Here is a 486-nt window from a genome sequence, read left to right on the forward strand (position 1 = left end):
GGACGACCGGAGGCACCAAGCTCGCCACTGCCACCTATTCCGGCACCACCGGGAGCGGCTGGCAGACGGTGAACTTCGCAACGCCGGTCACCATCACCGCCAACACGACCTATGTGGCGTCCTACCACACGACCGGTGCCTATGTGGCGACTGGCAACTATTTCACGGCAGCTGTAACGAACGGCCCGCTGACGGCGCTGTCGAGTGCAGCAGGTGGTGGGAACGGTATCTACCGTTATGGCGGATCCGCCACGGCAGGCATTTTCCCGAATGCCACCTACCAGGCGTCGAATTACTGGGCTGATGTGGTCTTCAGGCCGGCGACCCAAAACACGGTGCCGACGGCGGTTGCCGATGCCGGGGATGCGACCGAGAAGGGCGGTGTTGCCAATGGCTCGGGCGGCGTGGTTGCCAGCGGCAATGTGCTGACCAACGACACCGATCCAGATTCCGGCGATACCAAGACGGTCACGGCCGTCAGCTTCG

1 protein-coding gene is annotated in these 486 nt (G+C 63.6%); it reads left to right on the forward strand.

The window, feature by feature from the left end; translation table 11 throughout:
* Positions 1–486: DUF4082 domain-containing protein (locus IB248_RS31000; protein WP_192242252.1), on the forward strand; the 486-nt coding region annotated here is incomplete at both ends.

The sequence above is a fragment of the Rhizobium sp. RHZ01 genome, from assembly GCF_014851595.1.
GTDB classification, from domain to species: Bacteria; Pseudomonadota; Alphaproteobacteria; order Rhizobiales; family Rhizobiaceae; genus Rhizobium; species Rhizobium altiplani.